This is a genomic window from Rhodococcus sp. Leaf233 (assembly GCF_001426165.1).
GTDB lineage: Bacteria > Actinomycetota > Actinomycetes > Mycobacteriales > Mycobacteriaceae > Rhodococcoides > Rhodococcoides fascians.
Genome location: NZ_LMRO01000001.1, coordinates 329,501 through 343,006, shown reverse-complemented (window position 1 = coordinate 343,006; position 13,506 = coordinate 329,501). Strand labels below are relative to the sequence as shown.

Sequence of the window (13,506 nt, the reverse complement as noted above, 5' to 3'; positions counted from 1 at the left end):
GAGCAACGATTCCTTCGGTGGGGGGGTCAGCTGATTTTGTTGCGTGCGCTCTCGGACCTACCGAGACGCGCTACTTCTTCGTCCATCTTGGGCAGGATCGTCGGCACGTGCGCCAACATGCTGCGATCGCCGACGCGCGAGGTGATGACGGCCTTGAACCAGGACGCCGCACCCACCCACCGCGGTACGTAGACGCGGCGCTTGCGCTTGGCCAGGCCGTCGACGAACGCATCCACGCACTGCTCGACGGTCATCGTCTTCCCGAGGGGGCCGGGCAGTACCGCGAGCAAATCCTGGAAGGCGCTGAGATCGGACTTCGCGTCCTGGACCATCGGGGTATCGATCCAGGCCATGTGGGCCGAGCCGACGTCGACTCCTCGGTAGTTCACTTCCAGCCGAAGCGCATTGGCGAAATGCTCGGCTGCGGCTTTGCTGGCGTTGTACGCGGCCAAGCCGGGGCACGGGGTGAACGCGGCCAGCGAGGAGACGACGAGGATGTAGCCGTTGCGTTCGATCAGCGACGGCAACGCAGCGCGGACGGTGTTGAACACGCCCATCACGTTGATGTCCATGACGCGCTGGAACGTGGCCGGGTCCACCTGCAGGATCGATCCGTAGCTGGCGATTCCCGCATTGGCGAGCACCAGATCGATGCCTCCGTAGGCCGCGATGCCGCCGTCGACGGCGCGCTGCATGTCGTCCAGATTTCGGACGTCGGCGACGAACGCCTCGGCCTTCAGCTGCGTCGCGACCTCCCGCAGCGGAGCCTCGTCGACGTCGACGAGTACCAACTTGGCTCCACGACCTGCCAACGCACGTGCGGTCTCGGCACCGATTCCTCGTGCCGCGCCTGTGATCAGAACGACCTTGTTCCGGAGCGTCGATGACGCCATGTCTCCCCCTCGATCGAGATTCATTCCTGCGAACACTTTGCATCTGATACCGAGCGGTGTCAAGATCTGTCTGTGACTACCCATCACAGTGACGTCGGCAGGACGTATCGCGGAGCTCCCCCGCAGCAGCGGCAGCAGGAGCGTCGAACCCGGCTGCTCGATGCCGCCGTCGAAGTGTTCGGCACCACCGGGTACCGGACGGCGACCGTGGAGAAAGTCTGCGTCGAAGCGGGGCTGACCAAGCGCTACTTCTACGAGTCCTTCACCAACAGCGAAGAACTCCTGATGGCCACCTACGCCCGCGCCACCGACGCGATGCGCGAGAGCATCCTCGCCGGAGCGGCCTCGGAGACGGAGTCCAGCGAACAGGTGCTCCGAGGAGCCCTGACCGGATTCTTCACGTTCGTCGCCGAGCAACCGAAGTCCGCTCGTATCGCCTTCGTCGAAATCCTCGGCGTATCCCCCACCGTCGACGCGTTGTACCGCAAGACCACCACCTCGTTCTCGGCGACGGTGCTACAGGTAGCCGACACCGTCGGGTCCAGCCGAGGCCTGGCCGGGCCGAACCGTAAAACGCTGGCGATGGGCCTGGTGGGCGCGGTTCTCACCATCGCTCAGCAATGGTTGCTGTCCCCCGAACGCGAACCTCTCGACTCCGTGATCGCCAGTGCGCACACCATTCTGGCCGCCGTCGTATTCGGACGCGTCGACGGCTGAGCAATTGTCATGCTCTGCTCTGCAGCGGCTCCACCGGTTCGTCCGAGGTGACGCGTTCACCTGATTTGACGACGACGACACCGAGCAGAATCAGTGCGCCACCGGCCAATTGGATCGGCCCCGGAGCCTGGCCGAGCAACAGCCACGCAAACACAAGCGCTGCAACAACTTCCATCAGACCCATGAACGACGCCAGCCGCGAGCCGAGGCGTCGGCCGGCCGCAATTCCGAGTACGTACGCCAACGCGGCGGTCACCACACCGAGACCGATGATCGGAACCCACCACGGCACAACGGCATCGACGAACGTGACGTCGGTCAGGGGAGCCGCGAACGGGACGATGCCGACCAGCCCGGCGGCGAGCAGAATGAGTCCACCCGCCAGCAGACCGCCCCCGGCAAGCACGATCGGTGGCAAGCCGTTGCTCTCGTCGGCGGAGAGCACCCAGTAGACGGCGGCCCCCGCCATCGCGCCGAGCGCCCACAGCACGCCGACGCTGTCGACGTCCGCGCCGGAGATCAGGTCGAGCACGAGCACCAGTCCCATTGCGGCCAACAGCGCACCGACCAGCGTCAGCCGACCCGGACGCTGCTGGTGCCGAAACCACATCCAGCCGATGACGGCTACGGGCGAGGTGAATTCGATGAGCAGTGCGACACCCACGTCCATTCGGCCGACGGCGTTGAAGAACGCGAGCTGACAACCGGCCACCGCGAAGGCACCGTAGGCCACGAGCAGCTTCCAATTCTTGGCCAACAGGCCCCAGCGTCCACGCAGCGCGAGAATCGACGGAATCAGCAACACCGCTGCCGCGAGCAGGATGCGCGCAGTCACGGCGGCACCGGCGGTCCAGCCGGCATCGAGCAGGCCTTTGGCCAACGAGCCGGAGAGCCCGAACGATGCCGCGGAGAGGAGCGCGAACATGAGCCCCGAGAGTCGACGCGACCGTGCCGCAGCGTCGTGTGCAGCAGCGCGATCCACCTGCGCGTCATGAGTGTAAGCCGTCATGACATGTGACAGTAGGGAGTGAATTGGTAAGGTGTCAACATGCTTTTTGCTCATGACGCAGAACTGTCGCTTCTGTCCGCCGTGGCATTGGTCAATTCCGCCGAAGACCCGGACACGCTGACCACCCGCGAGGAGCTGGCCGACTTCTTCACCGACCAGGGCTACTCCGGACGGTTCGACGGCGACGACGCCGAGCTCGAGGCTGTGCGGGCACTGCGTCCGACCCTGCGATCACTGCTCACCAGCAGTCGAGACGACGCCGTGCTCGAGGTGAACCGCTTGCTTGCCGAATCCTCGGCCCTGCCCCGACTGGTCCGGCACGACACTCTCGACTGGCACGTCCATGCCGCCGCCGACGACAGTCCACTGGCAACCCGCATCGTCGTCGAGACTGCGATGGCCATGATCGACGTCATCCGAGCCGACGAGCTCTCCCGTTTCGACGTCTGCGCCGATCCGGACTGCAACGGGCTGGTTCTCGACCTCTCCCGAAACCGCTCTCGCCGCTTCTGCAGCACCACCTGCGGCAACCGCGCGGCGGTTGCCGCGTACCGCGCACGCAAGGCCCAGTAGCACCGCAGAGCTTAGACGACCGGGTTTCGGGTATTCGGCGACGGAACTTAGCGAGAGGAACATCCCCATGGTCGAGAAAAGGCCTTCGAAAACGAGCTGGGCACGTGCAGTCGAGAACATGCTGGCCGTCATCTTGATATTCGCCGGAATTGCATCTGCGGGCGGTCTGATCGCGGCTCTGGCGGGCGGCTTCGAGGGATGGGCGATCGTCGCCGGCATCACCGTGGTCGTACTGTTCGCAGCCGCGTTCTTCGCCGTTCGCGACGGTGCCCGACGACGCGCGCGGGAAGTCGACACCGTCGTCTACTCCCCCGACAACACCGATCAACTGTTCGACGTGGACCCGAATACCGGTGAGCGCACTCCGCACCGGGAATAGCACTGCCGCACGTAAGAGCTGCTCGGCGTCAACTCGGAACCGATTCGAGACGAACCATCGAATCGGTTCCGAGGAAGAACACACCCGATCGCGTCTGGGCGATAGTGCCGCTGTCGGTGAACCCATCGGATCCAGCCGGGATGGTCCAATGCCACCGCACATCACCGGAATCCGTCGTCGCGACATACGCCGGACCGTCGATCGAATAACGAGTGTTGCCGATGACCTTGTCCGTATCGAACGGATCCGGCAACTCCCAGACAGTAGCGCCGGTGGAGTCGACGACGGTGTCGTCCGAGGTCATGTCGAGACCCTCGACGGGTGCTCCGGTGGTCGGATCGAAAAATGTAGCCTCTCCGCCCATCGTCACGACGCCTCGCCCGTCGGCCGTGTGAATCACCGTGCCACTCAGGCCCTCCCACCCCACGGATGTGGTGATCGGTAGCGTCCACATTCGGTCGAGTGCATTCACCGACCCGCCGTGCAACACGGATTCGCCATCCTCAGGGCTGCCTTCCAACAACAGCACCGATGTCCCGTCGCTCTCGATCGCGTAGACGTACCAGCCCTCGGGGACCGGTATCCGCTTCACCACCCCGTCGTTCGTACCGATAGTGACGAGGGACTGCACATCGGAATACGAGTCCAGACAGACGATGTCGCCCTGAACGGGGACACTCGCGCATACGTCGACTGTGCCGGGCGACGCCTTCCATCGCACACTGCCGTCGTCGGCATCGAGGGCCACGAACTCGACTGCATCGAGCGAAGACGACCGTGGATTCGGAAGACCCATTGCGGTGACGAGAACATCGCCGGCGTCGATCACGCCCGTGACCCCGAGATCGAACGTCAAACTTGCGGTCGGCGAACGGAATGCAGCGAATTGCCTGCCGTAGACGGTCTCTGCGTCGATCCGCCAGCTGGGCTCGAGCGCCGGCCCAGCCGGTGCCTCAATTGTCTCCGTCTCCTCCGAGAACGTCGGCATTTCGTCGAAGGCCGACGTCGTTGCATCGTCCATCGACGGCTTCACGGACACGTCCACATTCACCAGCACGACCGCAGCCGCGGCGACGGATACCACTGCCACCATCACCGCGGCTGCTGCGAGAACAGTGCGTGTCGTCGAATCTTTCACGGCCACTCCGTGATCGGAGCTTGGGCCACTGCATCCAGTAGCTCGAGTGGCAGCGGTTCCGGCCGTGTCGAACGGCCCCCACCAGAAACGAAATCCGCCGTCGACCGAACCGACACCTGCACGCCGGACGGTCGCGTCAGCGTGACCGACCTCGCCAACCGCATGGTTCCGTCCTCCGCGGTCATGCTGCTCGACAGATCGACGTCGTACGATTTGAGCACCGAACCGTCGGGCAATGTTCGCAGCTCCACAACCGGTTCGTACGCATTCTCCGGATCGTAGGGGTCCCTCGCCACCGGGAGTGCCGCGCCGGAGGATACGGAAATCGACAGCGCTACATCGGTGTTCACTACGTCGATGTCCGTACAGGCACCCCTGCCCGTGCGATCGGGTACCAGTGACCCGATCGGCCGGTTCAGTACCGGCGCATCGGGTAGCGCCTGCCACGTTGTCGTCAACGCCTCGTTCGCGGCGTCCAAGGACACCTCGTCGATATCCACCGCTGTCGCCTCCCCTGCGAGCGAGACCGAGCAATCCTGGCGCGGCGCAGCGCTTCCCGCCGGTGCAGGCGAACCGACTCGGAGGCCCGGCAGCGCCGCGATTCGGGTCAACTCGGATGTGTCCAAGGGAAATTCGGGACCGACGGTAGTACTGAGATTCGCGGTGACCAGAGTTCCGTCCGGGTGATACGCCGTCGCTCTGCGACTGTTCGTGCGGTCACCGCCGATCTCGTACCAACTGTCGTCGGTATCGACCACCGTTCCATCGGGTTCGGTACTGCGGGCATCGAGAACGCCTGCGACACAGGCCGGAATCCCCGTCGACGACGGTCGAACATCGACGCTGGCAAACGCAGACACCCCCGCACGAACCAGATCGCCACGGGCACTGGTGCTGGCCTCGAGGCCCTCCGGCACGTTACCGCCGAAGTCCTCCACCGGTTGGAAGGTCAGCGACTGGGATGGGGCGGCCAACTTCACGGTGACATCCGCTGGAAGTGCGCCCACAAGAGCGTCGGTCATCGCTCCTGCCTTGCTCGCGGTCAACCACGGGTAGGCAGGATTGTCGTAGGACGGAGCCTGACTTCCGATGACCGAGATGAGGCGCCCATCCTCACTGGGCGGGGGCGGTTCGACCTCGGAGCACCCCGGAATGTCGGCCGGATACTCGACGGGCTCGGAGACGATGGAGTAGTCACCGTCGCGTGCGGCCTCTCCGGATGACACAGCATTTCCGCGCGGCAGTTCACTTTCCGGCGAATGCAGCAGTCCGGCCGCAACGACACCGAGTGCGACCACCGTGACGATGACCGATACGTCGATGACGGCGTTGTGTCTTCTACCTTCGCGCACGAGACGACACTACATACCCAACGGACGGTTTTCGTCCGATGCGGCCACTCAGGCCGCCAGCAGCGCCGCCACCATACTCGAGCTGTTCACACCTCGGCTGATCCATGTTGCCTGCACAGCGTGGTACAGGTCGGGTTTGCCACTCCACACCGTGGCTGCGGGCCTGTTGTCCGCGTCGAGTTCGTGATGCCAGGAGCCGTCGACGAGGTCGATGAAGGAGTCGGCGGCAATGTCCCACCAGGTGCGATAGTCGTTGTCGTAGCGGTCTTCTCCGGTCCGACGACCCAGTGTCGCGGCGGCCGCGATCGCCTCGCACAACACCCAGTGCAGACGCTCTCTCACTACCGGTCGCCCAGTCCAGTCGGTGGTGTAGACGAAGCCAGGCGACGGGCCGGGTTGCCAGCCGTCCTGCGCCGCGCGGTGATACAGCGACGCGGCGGCGGCAACGTAATCGTGGCCACCAGGGCTATCGGCCACGAGACTCGCCTGCACGAGCAGCCGCGCCCACTCGAAACCGTGCCCCACCGTTGCTCCGTACGGCTTGAACTGGTTTGCTGTGTCGCCGCTGTTGTACTCGAGCATCGGCTGCCATTCCGCAGTGAAATGCTCGGGAATGCGATTCTCGTTCGCCTGTGACCAGCCGATCACGTTGTCGCAGATGCGTACTGCCCTGCTTCGCCAGACCTCGGGCGCACACGCATCGGCCGCCGCCAGCAGCGCCTCGACCATGTGCATGTTGGCGTTGATTCCGCGATAACCGTCGAGCGCGGTCCAGCTCGCATTCCAGGTGTCTGCGCACATGCCGTGGTTCTCGTCCCAGAATCGCCGATCCACGACCTCGAGGGCTTCGTCGAGAAGCCCCCGTCCACTGGGGTGTCCCGCCGCTGCGGCTGCGGCTGCAGCCAACACTACGAAGGCGTGCGTGTAGGCCGTCTTCGTCGCATCGGGAGACGAGGCGTCGGCGCTGGACTCGAACCACCCGCCGTTCGTGCTGTCCCGCAACGTCGTCAGTAGACCGTCGAACACTCGATCGGCTTTCCTACGAGACCCCGGATACCCCTGCATCGAGGCCAGGAAATGCACGTGCGCCATCCGAGCAGTGATGTAGGTCAGGGCCGGATGGCTCAGGTCCGGATGTCCGCGGTCGTTCAACCACGCCGCTCCCCCGGCAGGATGCTCGAGCGAGCTACCGAACCGGAGGAGCCGAGCCGATTCTGTGTCGAGCCACCGCTGGTGCGCGGGCAAGGTCCACCACTGACGACGATCACCGGATGTCATGAGCCCATTCTGCGCGATCGGGCCGGACGACAGGTCTGCTTACCGAACCACCCTGTACCGCAGATACATCCAGCCCGACGTGGGGAAGTGCCTTTGCTCTTCCAGCACCAGGTTCAGTCGGTGCCCCGCGGGGAAGTACGGCTTGCCACCACCCAGGATGGTCGGGACGACAATGAGCTCGAACTGGTCGATCGAGTCGAACAACGATGCGGCCAACGACGCGCCGGCGACGGCCAACGTGCCCTCGGTCTCCCGTTTCATTCGCTCCACCTCCGCTACGGCGTCGGCACTACGGACCAGCCGGCAACCGTCGGGCACGGAAGTGAGGGTGTCCGAGAAGACCACCCGGGGAGTTGCCTGGTACAGCTCGGCGAATTCGGCTTCGACGGGGTCGCCGGCCGCCCGTTCCGGGTCGGTCCAGTAGTCCTCCATGGCCTCGTACAGCCGCCGTCCGAACAGAAAGACGCTCGTCTCCACGGTCTGTCGATTCGAGAACCGATGCGATTCCTCGTCGGGCATCGAGTAGTCGAGGCTGCCGTCGGGATCCTCGATGTAGCCGTCGAGGGAAACATGCAGGTTGTAGGTCAGAATCGCCATGTCACTCCAGAGGTCGGGTGGGTTTGCCGGTATCGACCTCTGCACCGCCGAGAAGTCACCGGCCTATCCGCGGATTCAGTCCAGAATCGCGGTTGCTTCCACCTCGACCCGCACGTCCGGTTCGAAGAGGTAATCCACTCCGATCAGCGACGCCGGCGGCATAGGAGTCGGCAGTCCGATCTGGTCGGCGACACGCGTGACGCCGTCCATGAACTCACCGATCAGCTCGGGAGCCCAGTGCGTGACGTAGAACGTCAGCCGCAGTACGTCCTCGAATGTTGCTCCTGCACCGGTCAATCCGATCGCGGTATTGCGCAGCGCCTGCGCAACCTGACCGGCGAGGTCGTCGGTATCGATGGCCGACCCGTCCTCGTTCCGGGCGATCTGACCGCTGACGTGGATGTGTCGAGAACCCTGACCCACCGCCACGTGGTGATACGGGGTGGGTTGCATCATTCCGGGCGGGGTGAATCGAGTGACGCTCATGGTTGGTCCTTCGTCGTAGAAATTCAGGTATAACGTTGATACCTGGTACACAAAGGACACTTCAAGGGAACCTGGTTTCATGACCGATACCGCCGACGGCACCGCAGAACTCACGATCACTGCCCCGCACCGCGAATTGTTGGATCAGGTGCTGGACAAATGGTCACTGCAAGTACTCAACGAATTGTGCGAGCGCCCCTGCCGATTCAACGATCTCCGCCGCGGGATTCCCGAGGTGACTCAGAAGTCCCTCACCGCAACGCTGCGCAAGCTCGAACGCAACGGAATCATCGAACGCACGGTGCTGAGCACCCGCCCGGTGGCGGTGGAATATCGAATCACTCCCCTGGGCAAAACGCTCCGAACTCCCGTCGACGTCCTGCTGGCGTGGGCAACCACGCACATGGACGACATCGACCGAGCGCGAGACCGATTCGATGCCCTGTGACGGTTCACGTCCAGTACAGCAGCTGCGCGTCGGGCAGAACGTCGCGAAGTTCGTCGACGAACCAGCTGCGCATCTCGGCCATCGTGTCCTTCGGATAGACGTATTTCACGCCACCGAACTTGTTTCTCTTCGCTGTGCGCGCGCCCTGGTCCATCTCCAGTTTCGTTCCCGGATACCAGCTCAACAACACATCCTTGCTCGACGGCGTGAAGCGGTGAGTGATGATTTCGGCGGTCAGATCGAGATCGGGCACATCGCGCAACGCGTCGGCGACATTCGCGAGCAATCGACCGTACTGCTCGCGCCACTGCGGGATCGGCATGATCGGCGCGATCGTCAACCCCACTCGGTAACCGGCCAGTGCCAACTGCCGCAGAGCTTCTATCCGAGCCGGCATACGTGCCGTGCCGCCCTCGAAGCGGTGAGCGATGTCATCGGCGTTGACCGACAGCCGAACTCGCGTTCGGCGGCCGTGGTCGAGCGTCACCAACTCGCGGACGTCGTCGAACTTGGTGGTGAAACGCAGCGACACGTCGTCGCCGTACACGCCCGCGCCCACTCTGCGAACGGCCTCGGCAAGAGAGCCCGTCACGTGTTCGATCCCCAAAGGATCGGTGTAGCAGGATAACTCGAATGTGGTGCCTTCGTGCCCGCGTTCATCGGTACCGGAGGTGATGGAACCGCGGCCTGCGTGAGTGCCGATACCGGCCAACACGTCGTCGAGGTTGGCGAAGACCCTGGTGATCGGCGGACCGGACAACGAGCCGGCGAGATAGCAATACTGGCAATGCGCCGGGCACCCCTTGGCCAGGTCGATCCGCCAGTCCGCGCTCGGCGGAATCGGTTGCGGTTTCAGCACACTCGGCGGGGCGACCACCACGGCCATCGTCGACTTGGCTCGTGCGTAGGTCTCGCGCTCGGACTCACCACGCAGTCCGGTGAGGCGGTCACCGGACAGAATGTCGATGTCGGCGACGCCTGCTGCTTCGCACCGACGAAGAATTTCCGCGGTGTGCGGTAGCTCGGACGCAGACTTGGTGACCAGGACACGCGAGGGTGTCCAGAGTCGAGTGGGGGCAACCAGAAGATCATCCATTACTCGTGTTCAACGCGTCGCAGCGCGCAAAACTTCCCGGTTACCGCAGCTCAGGCGAGAAATTCGTCGAGCACGCCCAGCAGGGCACGTACCGCCGCGCTCGGAGCGCGAGTCGACGAGGTCGCAACGGCGAGCGGCCACGTCAGATCCACTTCCGACACCGTGGTGACGACCACACCGCTCCGCTCGGTCAGGACGAACCGGGGTAGCAGCGATATCCCGAGGCCGTTGCGGACGTAGGCAACGCCGGTGGAGATATCGGTGATTTCGATGCTCACGCGTCGCTGCAATCCCGCGTCGGCGAACGCGCGGTCGGCCACCGCGCGGTTTCCGAAGCCGATGGGCGAGTCGATGAAGTCGTACGGTGCAATGTCATCCAGCGTCAGGGATTCTCGTTCGGCCAGGGGGTGGTCCGACGGGAGCACCAGATCCAATACCGACGACGCGAGTTCTCGCACGTCGATCCCGGCGGGCCGTCGGCCGGAGTCGGAGACGAACGCGAGGTCCAGTCGACCGTCCGCCACCGATTCGAGTAGCCCCTGGGTGCCCGACGGCGCTGCGCCGGTGATGAGCTGGACGTGCGGAAACCGGCGGTGGTACTCGCCCAGCAGACCGGGAAGGTCGATCAGCTTGATGGAGGTCAACGTGCCGATTCTGACGGTGCCGCGCAGGCCGCCTCGAACGTCGTCGACCGCATCACGGGCATCGCGAGCGGCATCGAGGACGACCCGAGCACGGGGAAGCAGAGCCCGACCGGCCTCGGTCAGCAGGACACGCTTGGAGTTGCGATCGAGCAGCGATGCACCCAGTTCTCGTTCGAGGGACTTGATCGCCGCCGAAACCGCAGATTGAACGATATGCAGACGGGCAGCGGCACGGGTGAAGTTCTGTTCTTCACTGACCGCGACGAAGTATTCGAGGTGGCGCAGCTCCATCCGTCGATGATCGCATATCGAGATAGTTGTCAGCGTTTTTCTTCGTTGGACGTGATGGTCGAGTCCGAGGACAGTCGTATCCGAACGAACAACACCGACATCGGAGAACGACATGTCCTACGACACCCTGCCCGCCGCTCCGCCGGCACAGACTCACTCACCGACCTCGACTCGTCGACACGGCGTCGGCTTCTGGGTGGTTGCGGCGGCATTCCTCACCGCGATGGCGTTCTCCACCGTGCCCAGCCCGCTGTACCCGCTCTATCAGGTGCGTGACGGCTTCTCGACGTTCATGGTCACGATCGTGTTCGCGGCCTACGCCGTCGGCGTGATCGTCAGTCTTGTTCTGGCCGGACATGTCTCGGACTGGGTGGGCCGGAAGAAGGTCTTGATCGCCGCGTTGCTGCTCGAATTGGTGGCTGCGGTCATGTTCCTCAGCGGCACTGCACTTCCTCTACTGCTCGTCGCACGGCTCATCACCGGACTCGGCGTCGGAGCACTCACCGCGACCGCCACGGCCTACCTGCACGAGCTGCATTCCACGCACCGGCCGACCGCGTCCGGCCAGCGATTCGAGAAGGTCTCCACCGCAGCGAACATCGGCGGACTCGGCGTCGGGCCGTTGGTAGCCGGGTTCCTGGCGCAGTTCGTCGCGGCTCCCCTGCACACCCCGTATCTGGTGTTCGCGGTACTGATCGTCGTCGCTGTCGTCGGTGTCGCGCTGGTACCCGAGACCGTGGCCGAAATGCCGGAGCGGCCCGCCTATCGCCCGCAGCGAATCAGTGCCGATCACGGTGATCGCGCCGGGTACTTCGCCGCTGCCGCAGCCGGTTTCGCGTCGTTCGCAGTGTTCGGTGTGTTCACCTCGGTGGCACCGGGATTCGTCGCGGGCACACTCGACCATCCGTCCCGCGCCCTCAGCGGTGCCACCGTGTTCGCGGTGTTCGGCACGGCAGCGCTCGCGCAGACGATGACCAGCCGCATGTCGAGTACAGCGAAACTCTCACTCGGCATCTCGGCCGAGGCCCTCGGTCTGATCGCGCTGGTGGTCGGAATGCACACCCTGAGCCTGCCGACATTCCTGGTAGGCGGTGTCGTGGCCGGAATCGGGGCGGGCGTTCTGTTCAAGGCCGCAGTGGGAGCCGTTGCCGCGATGGCGGCACCGGCCGAACGAAGCGAGGCCTTGGCCGGACTGTTCCTGATCGCATACCTCGGCCTGGGCATTCCGGCCGTGGGAATCGGAATCGCCACCCTCTCGATGTCCGCAACCGCAGCCATGACCGGACTTGCGGCCTTAGTGCTGGTACTTCTACTGGGAGTGGCAACCCTGGCTCGACGGGCCTCGGCAACACCGCGGTGAGGCTCAGGGATTCCAGGTATCCGACGCGATCTCGGCAGGCCTGCCCAGCGGATAGCCCTGTCCCTGAACAGAATTGGGCAGCGCTTCGAGTTGATCGAGAGTTTCGATGCCCTCGACCACACAGCCGAGTTTCAGATCGCGGGCCAGATTGATGATTGCTCCGACGATGCTGCTGCTCGTCGCGTCACTGGTCATGCTGGACGTGAACGACCGGTCTATCTTCACTGCGCTCACCGGCAGCGTAGCGAGGTATCGCAGGCTCGCGAAGCCCGTTCCGAAGTCGTCGATGGCGATTCCTACACCCAGCGTGCGTAATTCGCCGAGCTGACGCAGGACCGACGAGCCGGAATCGAGCAACACGGACTCGGTGAGTTCGAGAACGAGGTCCCCCGGAGCCATGCGATGCCGACCGAGGGCTGCGTCCACTGCCGCACGGATGTCGACGTGTTGCGCCTGTCGGGCACTGAGATTCACGGCCATCGTGACGGGCGCGTCGGACGCGGAGGTAGGCGGGTTCTCGGATCGCCACCGCGCGAGGGTGCCGAGAGCGTCGTCGAGCACGCGCTCACCCAGATCGGAAATGAGTCCCGTGTCCTCGGCCACCGGGATGAATCTGTCGGGTGAAATCGCTGTGCCCGTGCTGTCCCGCAGGCGAGCGAGCGCCTCGAAACTGACGAGTCGCCGACTGCCGAGATCGTAGACCGGTTGGTAGGCCACGCCGAATGTCGCGGAACCGCCCCGATCAGGATCGAGCGCGTCCCTCAGGGTCTGTTCGATGTACGCACGCTCGATCGCGTGCACCCGCAGCGCGTCGTCGAACAGTTCGATTCGGTCCTTGCCCAGTTGCTTCGCCCGGTACATCGCGGAGTCCGCATCGCGCAGCGCTTCCTGGGCACTGACGCCCCGGCGGACCAACACCATCCCGACGCTTGCCGACACCACGTACTCACGGCCTCCGTACGCGATGGGCGCTGCGAGTACCGTCCGGATTCGTTCGGCGACCTGTGCGGCTAGCGCGCCGCCCGCAGGCTTGCCTGATCCGTTCTCCGCAGGCAACGCATCGACGACGAGAACGAACTCGTCGCCGCCGACGCGGGCGATCGAGTCCTCGGCTCGCAGCACCGAACGCAATCGGCGAGCGACCTCGACCAGCACGGCGTCTCCGGCCGCATGGCCACCGGTGTCGTTGATTCGTTTGAACCCGTCCAGATCGCAGAACAGCACCGCCGCGGCAGCGCCGGTGCG

15 protein-coding genes are annotated in these 13,506 nt (G+C 64.4%); 5 read left to right on the top strand and 10 right to left on the bottom strand.

The window, feature by feature from the left end; all coding sequences use genetic code 11:
• Positions 1–26: 26 nt before the first annotated feature.
• A complete protein-coding gene (locus ASH04_RS01635; RefSeq protein ID WP_027494433.1) occupies positions 27–893 on the bottom strand; it encodes an SDR family oxidoreductase in 867 nt (288 codons plus the stop codon).
• Between the two features lie 72 nt (positions 894–965).
• On the opposite strand from ASH04_RS01635, the gene ASH04_RS01630 reads away from it, so the two are divergent.
• On the top strand, positions 966–1,610 hold the full coding sequence (locus tag ASH04_RS01630; RefSeq protein WP_032373825.1) for a TetR/AcrR family transcriptional regulator: 645 nt from the start codon (positions 966–968) through the stop codon (positions 1,608–1,610).
• A 7-nt stretch (positions 1,611–1,617) separates the two neighbouring features.
• On the opposite strand, the gene ASH04_RS01625 is transcribed toward ASH04_RS01630, so the two are convergent.
• Entirely contained in the window at positions 1,618–2,619 is a 1,002-nt protein-coding gene (locus ASH04_RS01625) for an EamA family transporter (RefSeq protein WP_057472596.1), read from the bottom strand.
• Positions 2,620–2,658: 39 nt separating this feature from the next.
• Between ASH04_RS01625 and ASH04_RS01620 the strand changes: the two genes are divergently transcribed.
• A complete protein-coding gene (locus ASH04_RS01620) occupies positions 2,659–3,192 on the top strand; it encodes a CGNR zinc finger domain-containing protein (protein ID WP_057472595.1) in 534 nt (177 codons plus the stop codon).
• Positions 3,193–3,310: 118 nt separating this feature from the next.
• Positions 3,311–3,571 carry a hypothetical protein gene (locus tag ASH04_RS01615; protein ID WP_052053276.1) on the top strand — a complete coding sequence of 87 codons (261 nt, stop codon included), beginning with the start codon at positions 3,311–3,313 and terminating at the stop codon, positions 3,569–3,571.
• A gap of 28 nt (positions 3,572–3,599) precedes the next feature.
• Here ASH04_RS01615 and ASH04_RS01610 read toward each other — a convergent pair whose 3' ends face one another.
• The 5 genes from ASH04_RS01610 to ASH04_RS01590 form a co-directional block, all read right to left on the bottom strand.
• Positions 3,600–4,709, bottom strand: coding sequence for a hypothetical protein (locus tag ASH04_RS01610; protein WP_057472901.1), 1,110 nt, complete (start codon positions 4,707–4,709; stop codon positions 3,600–3,602).
• Entirely contained in the window at positions 4,706–6,061 is a 1,356-nt protein-coding gene (locus ASH04_RS01605) for a hypothetical protein (RefSeq protein ID WP_057472594.1), read from the bottom strand. The genes ASH04_RS01610 and ASH04_RS01605 overlap by 4 nt, the downstream gene beginning before the upstream one ends.
• Before the next feature lie 48 nt (positions 6,062–6,109).
• Positions 6,110–7,339, bottom strand: coding sequence for an AGE family epimerase/isomerase (locus tag ASH04_RS01600; RefSeq protein ID WP_057472593.1), 1,230 nt, complete (start codon positions 7,337–7,339; stop codon positions 6,110–6,112).
• A 39-nt stretch (positions 7,340–7,378) separates the two neighbouring features.
• The gene (locus tag ASH04_RS01595; RefSeq protein WP_032388252.1) at positions 7,379–7,936 is read right to left on the bottom strand and encodes a dihydrofolate reductase family protein; all 558 of its coding nucleotides are present in this window, start codon (positions 7,934–7,936) and stop codon (positions 7,379–7,381) included.
• Positions 7,937–8,011: 75 nt separating this feature from the next.
• The gene (locus ASH04_RS01590) at positions 8,012–8,422 is read right to left on the bottom strand and encodes a RidA family protein (RefSeq protein WP_057472592.1); all 411 of its coding nucleotides are present in this window, start codon (positions 8,420–8,422) and stop codon (positions 8,012–8,014) included.
• Between the two features lie 79 nt (positions 8,423–8,501).
• Here ASH04_RS01590 and ASH04_RS01585 point away from each other — a divergent pair, with 79 nt between their 5' ends.
• Positions 8,502–8,870 carry a winged helix-turn-helix transcriptional regulator gene (locus ASH04_RS01585; RefSeq protein WP_032364524.1) on the top strand — a complete coding sequence of 123 codons (369 nt, stop codon included), beginning with the start codon at positions 8,502–8,504 and terminating at the stop codon, positions 8,868–8,870.
• A gap of 4 nt (positions 8,871–8,874) precedes the next feature.
• Here ASH04_RS01585 and ASH04_RS01580 read toward each other — a convergent pair whose 3' ends face one another.
• Both ASH04_RS01580 and ASH04_RS01575 read right to left on the bottom strand, forming a co-directional pair.
• Positions 8,875–9,966 (bottom strand): spore photoproduct lyase family protein, encoded by a 1,092-nt coding sequence (locus ASH04_RS01580; RefSeq protein WP_057472591.1) that lies wholly within the window; start codon positions 9,964–9,966, stop codon positions 8,875–8,877.
• Positions 9,967–10,016: 50 nt separating this feature from the next.
• Entirely contained in the window at positions 10,017–10,901 is an 885-nt protein-coding gene (locus ASH04_RS01575; protein WP_032388249.1) for a LysR family transcriptional regulator, read from the bottom strand.
• Between the two features lie 112 nt (positions 10,902–11,013).
• On the opposite strand from ASH04_RS01575, the gene ASH04_RS01570 reads away from it, so the two are divergent.
• Complete coding sequence (locus tag ASH04_RS01570; RefSeq protein WP_032373817.1) at positions 11,014–12,261, top strand: MFS transporter; 1,248 nt, start codon at positions 11,014–11,016, stop codon at positions 12,259–12,261.
• A gap of 3 nt (positions 12,262–12,264) precedes the next feature.
• On the opposite strand, the gene ASH04_RS01565 is transcribed toward ASH04_RS01570, so the two are convergent.
• Entirely contained in the window at positions 12,265–13,485 is a 1,221-nt protein-coding gene (locus tag ASH04_RS01565; protein WP_082519132.1) for a putative bifunctional diguanylate cyclase/phosphodiesterase, read from the bottom strand.
• Positions 13,486–13,506: the final 21 nt, after the last annotated feature.

Coding starts and splice junctions, on each gene's coding strand:
- ASH04_RS01595 (WP_032388252.1), bottom strand. CDS start 7,936: ATGGCGATTCTGACCTACAACCTGCATGTTTCCCTCGACGGCTACATC.
- ASH04_RS01580 (WP_057472591.1), bottom strand. CDS start 9,966: ATGGATGATCTTCTGGTTGCCCCCACTCGACTCTGGACACCCTCGCGT.
- ASH04_RS01635 (WP_027494433.1), bottom strand. CDS start 893: ATGGCGTCATCGACGCTCCGGAACAAGGTCGTTCTGATCACAGGCGCG.
- ASH04_RS01575 (WP_032388249.1), bottom strand. CDS start 10,901: ATGGAGCTGCGCCACCTCGAATACTTCGTCGCGGTCAGTGAAGAACAG.
- ASH04_RS01600 (WP_057472593.1), bottom strand. CDS start 7,339: ATGACATCCGGTGATCGTCGTCAGTGGTGGACCTTGCCCGCGCACCAG.
- ASH04_RS01590 (WP_057472592.1), bottom strand. CDS start 8,422: ATGAGCGTCACTCGATTCACCCCGCCCGGAATGATGCAACCCACCCCG.
- ASH04_RS01585 (WP_032364524.1), top strand. CDS start 8,502: ATGACCGATACCGCCGACGGCACCGCAGAACTCACGATCACTGCCCCG.
- ASH04_RS01615 (WP_052053276.1), top strand. CDS start 3,311: ATGCTGGCCGTCATCTTGATATTCGCCGGAATTGCATCTGCGGGCGGT.
- ASH04_RS01570 (WP_032373817.1), top strand. CDS start 11,014: ATGTCCTACGACACCCTGCCCGCCGCTCCGCCGGCACAGACTCACTCA.
- ASH04_RS01625 (WP_057472596.1), bottom strand. CDS start 2,619: ATGACGGCTTACACTCATGACGCGCAGGTGGATCGCGCTGCTGCACAC.
- ASH04_RS01620 (WP_057472595.1), top strand. CDS start 2,659: ATGCTTTTTGCTCATGACGCAGAACTGTCGCTTCTGTCCGCCGTGGCA.